This window comes from Clostridium sp. ZBS2 (genome assembly GCF_023845855.1).
In the GTDB taxonomy this organism is placed as follows: Bacteria; Bacillota; Clostridia; order Clostridiales; family Clostridiaceae; genus Clostridium; species Clostridium aquiflavi.
Genome location: NZ_JAMQIF010000004.1, coordinates 166,564 through 175,676, shown reverse-complemented (window position 1 = coordinate 175,676; position 9,113 = coordinate 166,564). Strand labels below are relative to the sequence as shown.

Here is a 9,113-nt window from a genome sequence, read left to right as displayed (position 1 = left end):
GTTTATTTTAATGTTTCTTGTTCTGTTCAATTTTCAAAGATCTTCGCTGTCTTTCGACCGCTTTATTATAATAACATTATCAGTTTTAGTTGTCAACATTTTTTTCAAATATTTTTAATCAACTTTCAACTAATTTTGCACTGTTGCTTCGACATTTATTTATCGCTCACAACGGATATTATGATATCATGATTATGTATTGTTATATACATTTATTTTAGCTTATTATAATAAATTAAACGAATTTTTCTCTATTTACCTTCATTTATTTAACTTTTACATATATTGATACACGTGGGTGAGTTATTGCCTTTTTATTCCCACATTACATTTTACCACCCTAAAACACTACATATATTCTTTACTCTTTGCGCAAGTTATCATAATATTAATACTATAAATGTTAATAAAAATTATTAAATTAACCTTTAATATACTACTTGGGGGGATTTTTTATGATAAAAAAAATATTAAGCTTACTTTTATTATGTTCTACTTTGTTTATAGTAGGTTGTACTAAACAAGAAGAAAAAAAAAGCGTTGATAAATCAACTTCAACAATTTCTTCATCCAGCGAGTTAACATCCAATTCAATTTCACCATTTATATTAACTGACTCAACTTCTTTTCGTTGTCCATTTGTATTTAACAATGATACATTAATATTTCCTAATCCAGATGAGAACAATAGAATTTCAATGATAAATGCTCCTCTTCCAAAGGATATATTGAAAAGTAGTGATTTAAACGATCTAGTTGATTATTATACTGGTGACTTAGCTTTAGTAAATAGTACTCTTTATTTTGCAGATGGAAGTAATAGCAATGGACTATCTTCTATAAATGTTTCTGATAAAACATATACCTCTTTAAATAAAGATTCTGTTTATAGTTTAATTTCTTCAAACGATAAATTATTTTACATAAATAAAAATGATAATCAGAAATTATACAGTTATGATATAAGTAAAAATACATCTTCTGCATTATCTTTAGATAGTGTTGGATCTTTTATAGTTAATGGAGATTTTTTAATCTATCAAAACTTAAGTGATAATTCAAAGCTTTATTACGTTAAAAATGATGGTACTAATAGAACTAAATTAACTGATTATACTGCTAATAGTTTTATTCCATTTGATGGAGAAATCTTATTTTTTAATACATCTGATAACGAAACATTATATTCATTAAATATAACAACTTTAGAATCAAAAAGAATTTCAACTTTACGTGGAGAGAATTTAAAGTCTATAAATAATCAATTATTTTTCATAAATAATGATGACTCAAATTATTTATATTCTTTATCTGTAGATTTACCTAATTCTAAAGTTGATTCAAAGCCGTATATTTCTGAATCTCTAAATAATTATTATTTAACTAGCTCAGGAATATTTTATGAAAAATCTATAAATATTAATAATATATATTATTATCAATTTTCTGCAAAAAATTAGACAAAAAGACTGATGGTATTCTAGTATCATCAGTCTTTTCTTTATTATTGGGCTATGTTTTAAATCATTCTGTTTTTACTTTTCATTGATATTAAAATGATTTCCTCTGTACATGAACTTTATACTAAATTATCTAGATGTTTTTAAAATAATACATTATAAATTACTAACTATCTCTTTAAATTTATTTCCTCTAATCATAAAGTTAGGGAACATATCAAAAGATGCACAAGCTGGTGATAATGTAACTATATCACCTTCTTTTGCTAAACTTTGTGCTTTTTCAACTGCTTCTTCTAAAGTACTTACTTCTGAAATGTTTATTTTTATTCCTGTATTGTTTTCTAATTTCTTAAACACTTCTTTTATCTTTTCTTTAGTTTGACCTAATAAGATTAATTCCTTTATATATGGATATCCTTCATTTGCTAATGGTTCAAACAATAAATGCTTATCGTATCCCCCTGCTATCAATATAACCTTTTTATCAAAAGCTTTAAGACCTGCTAGTGTTCTAGTTGGACTTGAAGCTATTGAATCATTATAATACTTTACTCCATTTATTTCTCTAACAAGTTCACATCTATGTTCAACTCCGTTAAAGCTTTCTGCAACTTTTTTCATGCTTTCTATAGATACATCATCTTTAGTAGCTATAAATGCAGCTAAATAATTTTCTACATTATGCATACCTTTTATAACTATATTGTCTTTTTTACAAACTTCTTTACTGTCTACATATAGAATCCCATCTTTATAGTAAGCACCATCTTTTATTTCTCTCTTAGAACTAAATTCTCTTACTATTCCTTTTGCTTCATCTTCAAATCCATAAGTGATTTCATTTTCACGATTTATTACTAATACATTATTAGTGTCTTGGTATAAGAATATATTTTTCTTAGCATCAATATACTCTTGCATATCCTTATGCATATCTAAATGGTTTGGAGCCAAATTAGTACATACTGCTATATCCATTGGTAGATTCATAGTCATTAATTGAAAACTTGATAATTCAAGTACAACTCTATCTTCTGCCTTTATTTCTTCAATTTGAGAAAATAGAGGCGTTCCTATATTACCTCCAACCCAAGTTTTATATCCTTCTTCTTGTAGCATTTTAGATACTATAGTAGTTGTAGTAGTTTTTCCGTCACTTCCTGTTATTCCATATATCTTAGCCTTACAATATCTTACGAACTCTTCCATTTCAGAAGTTACATATGCACCTTCTTTTTTAACTTTAACTAAACATTCACTATCTATTCTCATAGATGGAGTTTTAAAAACAACATCAAATCCTGTAAGTTTATCTAAATAATTCTCTCCAAGCTCTAGATTTACACCTTTATTTTTAAAATCAGAAGATACTTCTCCTAATTCTTCTTCTGTTTTTTTATCAAATGCTGTTACTTCTGCACCTAATTTAATTAAAAAATTGATAAGAGGAATATTGCTTACTCCTATTCCTACAACCCCAACTCTTTTTTTGTATATAAAATCTTTAAATTTTTTAAAATCATCTTTCATGTTTTGCCTCCAAACAAATATGATTATAACTTATACTATTTATATATTATTAAAATTCCCCATATGTTATAAATTATAACATTATTATTTTCATATTTTATCACATGTGTAAAAAGTCATTTTAAACTAAGAACTGTCCTAGCTTAAAATGACCTATAACAAATATTACTTTATAAAAAATTCAAATTAAAATTCTAAGCTTTTTTCTATATAAACTTCTAATTCAGATATTTTAATTCTTTCTTGCTCCATAGTATCTCTATTTCTTATAGTAACACATTGATCTTCTAATGTATCAAAATCTATTGTTATACAATATGGAGTTCCTATTTCATCTTGTCTTCTATATCTCTTTCCTATACTTCCTGTTTCATCAAAATCAATATTGAATTTTTTGCTTAAGTTAGAATATACCTCTAAAGCATTTTCTGAAAGCTTTTTAGAAAGTGGTAATATAGCCGCTTTAAATGGAGCTAGTGCTGGATGTAAATGTAATACAGTTCTAGAATCTCCTCCATCTAATTCTTCTTCATCATAAGCTTCAATTAAAAATGCTAAAGTAACTCTATCTGCACCTAATGATGGTTCTATAACATAAGGTATATACTTTTCATTAGTAGTTTGATCTAAGTAATTTAAATCTTGACCTGAATGTTCTTGATGCTTTTTTAAGTCATAGTCTGTTCTATCAGCTATACCCCAAAGTTCACCCCAACCAAATGGGAATAAATATTCTATATCAGATGTTGCATTAGAATAGAAAGATAATTCCTCTTCACCATGATCTCTCATTCTTAAGTTTTCAGTTTTTACATTTAAATTAAGTAAGAAATTCCAACAATAATCTTTCCAATACTTATGCCATTCTAAATCTGTTCCTGGCTTACAGAAAAATTCCAATTCCATTTGTTCAAATTCTCTTGTTCTGAACGTAAAGTTTCCTGGAGTAATTTCATTTCTAAATGATTTACCTATTTGAGCTATTCCAAATGGTACTTTTTTTCTAGAACTTCTTTGTACAGCTTTAAAGTTTACAAATATACCTTGAGCTGTTTCTGGTCTTAAATAAATTTCTGATTTAGCATCTTCTGTAACACCTTGGAATGTTTTAAACATAAGATTGAACTTTCTTATGTCTGTGTAATTCATCTTTCCACACTTAGGACAAACTATGTTGTTACTTTCAATGTATTCTTTTAATTGTTCATTAGTCCAGCCATCAGCAGATGCTACTTCTGCACCATTTTCAGTCATATGATCTTCAACTATTTTATCAGCTCTAAATCTAGCTTTACATTCTTTACAATCCATTAATGGATCTGAGAATCCACCAACATGACCTGATGCTACCCAAACATCACTGTTCATTAATATAGCTGAATCAAGTCCTACATTATAATGACTTTCTTGTACAAACTTCTTCCACCAAGCTTTTTTAACGTTATTTTTAAATTCTACTCCTAAAGGACCGTAATCCCATGAGTTCGCCAATCCACCATATATATCTGATCCCGGGAATACAAAGCCTCTATTTTTACAAAGAGCTACAATCTTATCCATTGTCTTTTCTACTGCCATTCTTTCTTACCTCCAATTTATTTTCATAAAATAAAAAAAGCCCTATAACCATAAAGGGACGAAATATTAATTCCGCGGTTCCACCCTTCTTAGCTTAAGCCCGACTTTCTTCTCATTACACTCAAAAGTTCCATTCATTTTAATATTATAATGATTTCCACCAAACATCATCTCTCTAAAAAAACATTAAAACTACTAATCTTTTTCACTGTGTATATTCAATTATATATTAATTTTATCAAAAGGCTTTTAGATGTCAAGTAAAAAACCTCCTATTCTTAATATATATGTTATTTTAAAATATAAACTCTTTTTATTGAAACAAAAAAGAGTTTTATAAAAATAGACTTTATCTACTTTTATAAAACTCCTAAGAAAAGCTATGTATTTTATTATCATATATAAACATGATTAAATTTATATTATTTTTAGATAAAAAAAATGGCTCCGCGAAGAGGACTCGAACCTCCAACCTATCGGTTAACAGCCGAGTGCTCCACCATTGAGCTATCGCGGAACGTCATTACTTTTACTATTATATCAGACTATTATAATATTGCAACCCCTTTTTGAACTTTTTTGTTTTTTATAATTTACATTTTAGCTGATAACTTTTTTATACTTTCTGTAACCTAATATCTTTATATCTATAGATATATATTCAATATTTTAATTATTACATAAACATTACTGATTTACTTTTATCACATGAAAAAGAGTTTTATAAAAATAGACTTTATCTACTTTTATAAAACTCTTACTAGAAAACATATATTTAATCATCTCATACAAACATGATTAAGTTTATACTATTTTTAGATAAAAAAATGGCTCCGCGAAGAGGACTCGAACCTCCAACCTATCGGTTAACAGCCGAGTGCTCCACCATTGAGCTATCGCGGAACGTCATTACTTTTACTATTATATCAGATTATTATAATATTGCAACCCCTTTTTGAAACTTTTTTTAATTCTTTATAAATTACATTTTACTAATAGGCTATGTTTTAAAACAGTGTTGATATATGCAATAGGTGAAGTGGCATTGTAAATGGACTTTTTTAATTATTACCTAAATAAAATGAATATTAGTAATTTATTTTTATTACATCAAAAAGAGTTTTATAAAAATAGACTTTATCTACTTTTATAAAACTCCTATTAAAAACTATACATTTTATTATCTTATATAAACATAGTTAAATTCACACTATTTTTAGATAAAAAAAATGGCTCCGCGAAGAGGACTCGAACCTCCAACCTATCGGTTAACAGCCGAGTGCTCCACCATTGAGCTATCGCGGAACGTCATTACTTTTACTATTATAACAGATTTTTTATAAATCTCAACCCTTTTTTATAATTTTTTTGTTAATTAAGCTAAATTTTAAGATAATGTTGATATATTCATAGGTAAAATGACATCAGAATTTTACTTATCCATATATAAATGTTCTTCATAACTATTCTTTGATTAATAATCTTTTATATGTCAAAAGTCCCATAATATTATAATATGGGACTTTTGATAAAATTAAATTATTTAATACTATTTTTGTGGTTTCATTGTTGGGAATAATATTACGTCTCTTATAGATGATGCATCTGTTAAGAACATAATAAGTCTATCTATACCCATTCCCATTCCACCTGTTGGTGGCATACCTGTTTCTAACGCACTCATAAATTGTTCATCTAACATATATGCTTCGTCATCACCAAGTTCTCTTTCCTTAGCTTGTTGTTCAAATCTTTGTCTTTGAACTACAGGGTCATTTAATTCTGAGTAAGCATTACATAATTCTCTTCCGAATACGAATCCTTCAAATCTTTCAGTAAATTCTTCATTTCCTCTCTTCTTTTTAGTAAGAGGTGAAATTTCAACTGGATAATCCATAACAAATGTAGGTTGAATCATATTTGCTTCACCAAATTCTTCATATAAAGCATTTAATACTTCACCTTTTGTTACTGTATTTAAAGGCTTAGCAAATTCCAAATGTTTTTCTTTCGCTATAGCTTGAGCTTCTTCATCAGACTTTATTGTAGTAAAATCTACACCTGCATGTTCTTTAACAACATCAACCATAGTTACTCTTCTCCATGGTGGCATAAAGTCTATTTCTGTACCTTGATAAGTAACTTTTGTAGTTCCATTTACTTTTTCACAAACATATGCAACCATATTTTCTGTTATTTCCATCATATCATTATAATCAGAATATGCTTCATATAATTCAATAGCAGTAAATTCAGGATTATGTCTTACTGACATTCCTTCATTTCTGAAGTTTCTTCCTATTTCATATACTTTTTCAAATCCAGCTACAACTAATCTTTTAAGATATAATTCTGTTGCAATTCTTAAGTACATATCTATATCTAAAGTATTATGATGAGTAACGAAAGGTTTAGCAGCTGCTCCTCCTGCAATTGGCGCAAGTATTGGAGTTTCCACTTCTAAGAAACCCTTAGTATCTAAAAATTCTCTAATTCCTGAAATAATTTTACTTCTCTTTATAAAAGTTTCTTTTACTTCTGGATTAGTTATTATATCAACTTCTCTTTGTCTATATCTTAAGTCTGGATCTTTTAAGCCATGCCATTTTTCTGGTAATGGTTTTAAAGACTTACATATTAATTCAAAGTTAGATACTTTAACAGATACTTCTCCTGTTTTTGTAGTAAATACTTCTCCTGTTGCTACAACCCAATCTCCAAGATCATAAGTTTTATATGATTTTAAACTTTCTTCTCCTACAAGATCAATCTTTATAAATAATTGGATTTTTCCATCTTTATCATGAATATCTGAAAAGACAACTTTTCCTTGTCCTCTCTTTGACATTATTCTTCCTGCAACTGTTACATTTTTTCCTTCTAATTCTTCATAATTAGATTTAACTTCTTCTGATGTATGAGTTCTTTCTACCTTATAAACATCAAAAGGGTCCTTACCAGCTTCTTGTAAATCTGCTAATTTAGTTCTTCTCAATGCTTCTTGTTCGTTATACTGAGATTCTAATTCACTTATATTCATTTCCTCAGTTGACATATTATCCCTCCGTTAATCGCTTCTTAATTTATTTGGTTCCCCTTTTAGCCTCTTTGTATATCTAAAATTTCGAACTTGCTTACGCCATCTGGAATTATAACTTCCACTATATCACCAATTTTCTTTCCTACTAGAGCATTTCCAACTGGTGATTCATTTGATATTTTAAAATTCATAGGATCTGCTTCTGCTGAACCTACAATTGAATATTCAACTTCTTCATCAAAATCATAATCCTTAACTTTAACTTTTGACCCAACTGAAACTATATCTTTTGGAATTTCTGATTCATCAACTACAACTGCATTCTTAAGCTTATTTTCTAATTGTAGTATTTTTCCTTCTGTAAATGCTTGGTCGTTTTTAGCTTCATCATATTCTGAATTTTCGCTTAAATCTCCATAACCCAAAGCAACTTTTATCTTTTCAGTTATTTCTTTTCTTTTTACAGTTTTTAAATATTCTAATTCACTTTCTAATTTCTTAACACCTTCGTAAGTCATTACGTATTGTTTTGGTTCACTCATATTTTACTCCCCTTCAATCACCTTAAATTTTTTTATATTTAAGTGCCTATTTCAGGCATTATACTCAAAATCATTAACTAATTATAAATCAGGGTATCATATATGTCAACAAACCTACTGATTGCCTAATATGATTTCCACATCATTATACAGTATTGATTCAAGTGTAATATCATTACTTTTTAACATTTCACATATACTACTATTTCTTTGTTTTCTAATTATAGAAGCTATTAATTGTGGAGGCATTTCTTTTAACAATATATTCCAAGGAACTTTGTATAATATACTATTTATATATATGCCTTTATTTGAATTAGTTGGAAAATCCCCTAAATACCAAACATTGTTACAGTCATATTGTTTATTTTTAGATGTAACAACAAAATCTATATTTGGTAAATTACTTTCTCGTAATATTACTTCTATAGATAATCCATATTCACTCATAATAGTTTCTCTAATTTTTTCTATTTTATTAATGCTATTATTCAGCAGAATAACATTTCTGCCTTCTTTAGCCAATTCTTTAAGTATGCTTACTAATAAGTTTTCCTCATCAATATCTACTAATATATTTGAATTCTTAATAGATTTATTAAGGTTCATTAAAACAAACCTTATGCTTTGTACTATACTATACGAAATGAACTCCTTTTGAAATTTACTTGCATAATTTAAATTATACAAGCTCTTTCCATTCAAACTTAATTCATCATACTTTCCATTATATTTAGTTAATATCCTTGATAGATTTTTTTCGTAAGCAATATCATTTAAATTAGATGGAATTTCTACTCTTTTTATAAGAATACCCAATTCCTCTATTTTTATATCTTTTAATTTTTTTGTTTTAAATACGTCAATTATTTTAGTAAAGAAATTATATTTATTATATATACGTTTTTTATTCAAATATACATATAAAATAGTATCCATAAATAAAATTCTCCATAACAT

At 27.3% G+C, this 9,113-nt stretch carries 6 protein-coding genes, 3 tRNA genes and 1 other annotated feature; of the genes, 1 reads left to right on the top strand and 8 read right to left on the bottom strand.

Annotated elements, in window-relative coordinates:
* Positions 1-455 precede the first annotated feature (455 nt).
* Complete coding sequence (locus tag NG918_RS02095; protein WP_252224264.1) at positions 456-1,460, top strand: DUF5050 domain-containing protein; 1,005 nt, start codon at positions 456-458, stop codon at positions 1,458-1,460.
* A gap of 156 nt (positions 1,461-1,616) precedes the next feature.
* Here the strand turns inward: NG918_RS02095 and murD are convergent, their stop codons facing one another.
* From murD to NG918_RS02055, 8 genes are all read right to left on the bottom strand, one after another.
* Positions 1,617-2,993 carry a UDP-N-acetylmuramoyl-L-alanine--D-glutamate ligase gene (gene murD, locus NG918_RS02090; protein WP_252215881.1) on the bottom strand — a complete coding sequence of 459 codons (1,377 nt, stop codon included), beginning with the start codon at positions 2,991-2,993 and terminating at the stop codon, positions 1,617-1,619.
* A gap of 186 nt (positions 2,994-3,179) precedes the next feature.
* The gene (locus NG918_RS02085; RefSeq protein WP_252215883.1) at positions 3,180-4,571 is read right to left on the bottom strand and encodes a glycine--tRNA ligase; all 1,392 of its coding nucleotides are present in this window, start codon (positions 4,569-4,571) and stop codon (positions 3,180-3,182) included.
* A gap of 51 nt (positions 4,572-4,622) precedes the next feature.
* Positions 4,623-4,789: a binding site (T-box leader), on the bottom strand.
* Positions 4,790-5,013: 224 nt separating this feature from the next.
* A tRNA-Asn gene (locus NG918_RS02080) sits at positions 5,014-5,088 on the bottom strand.
* A 311-nt stretch (positions 5,089-5,399) separates the two neighbouring features.
* A tRNA-Asn gene (locus tag NG918_RS02075) sits at positions 5,400-5,474 on the bottom strand.
* A gap of 327 nt (positions 5,475-5,801) precedes the next feature.
* Positions 5,802-5,876, bottom strand: a tRNA-Asn gene (locus tag NG918_RS02070).
* Between the two features lie 244 nt (positions 5,877-6,120).
* The gene (lysS, locus tag NG918_RS02065) at positions 6,121-7,626 is read right to left on the bottom strand and encodes a lysine--tRNA ligase (protein ID WP_252215885.1); all 1,506 of its coding nucleotides are present in this window, start codon (positions 7,624-7,626) and stop codon (positions 6,121-6,123) included.
* A 44-nt stretch (positions 7,627-7,670) separates the two neighbouring features.
* Positions 7,671-8,153: a transcription elongation factor GreA gene (gene greA, locus NG918_RS02060; protein WP_252215888.1), complete on the bottom strand. Its 483-nt coding sequence runs from the start codon at positions 8,151-8,153 to the stop codon at positions 7,671-7,673.
* Between the two features lie 114 nt (positions 8,154-8,267).
* The gene (locus tag NG918_RS02055; protein ID WP_252215890.1) at positions 8,268-9,092 is read right to left on the bottom strand and encodes a hypothetical protein; all 825 of its coding nucleotides are present in this window, start codon (positions 9,090-9,092) and stop codon (positions 8,268-8,270) included.
* Positions 9,093-9,113: the final 21 nt, after the last annotated feature.

Bases quoted from the DNA above. Each gene is read 5' to 3' on its own strand.
- NG918_RS02095 (WP_252224264.1), top strand. From the start codon at position 456: ATGATAAAAAAAATATTAAGCTTACTTTTATTATGTTCTACTTTGTTT.
- NG918_RS02055 (WP_252215890.1), bottom strand. From the start codon at position 9,092: ATGGATACTATTTTATATGTATATTTGAATAAAAAACGTATATATAAT.
- NG918_RS02085 (WP_252215883.1), bottom strand. From the start codon at position 4,571: ATGGCAGTAGAAAAGACAATGGATAAGATTGTAGCTCTTTGTAAAAAT.
- murD (WP_252215881.1), bottom strand. From the start codon at position 2,993: ATGAAAGATGATTTTAAAAAATTTAAAGATTTTATATACAAAAAAAGA.
- lysS (WP_252215885.1), bottom strand. From the start codon at position 7,626: ATGTCAACTGAGGAAATGAATATAAGTGAATTAGAATCTCAGTATAAC.
- greA (WP_252215888.1), bottom strand. From the start codon at position 8,153: ATGAGTGAACCAAAACAATACGTAATGACTTACGAAGGTGTTAAGAAA.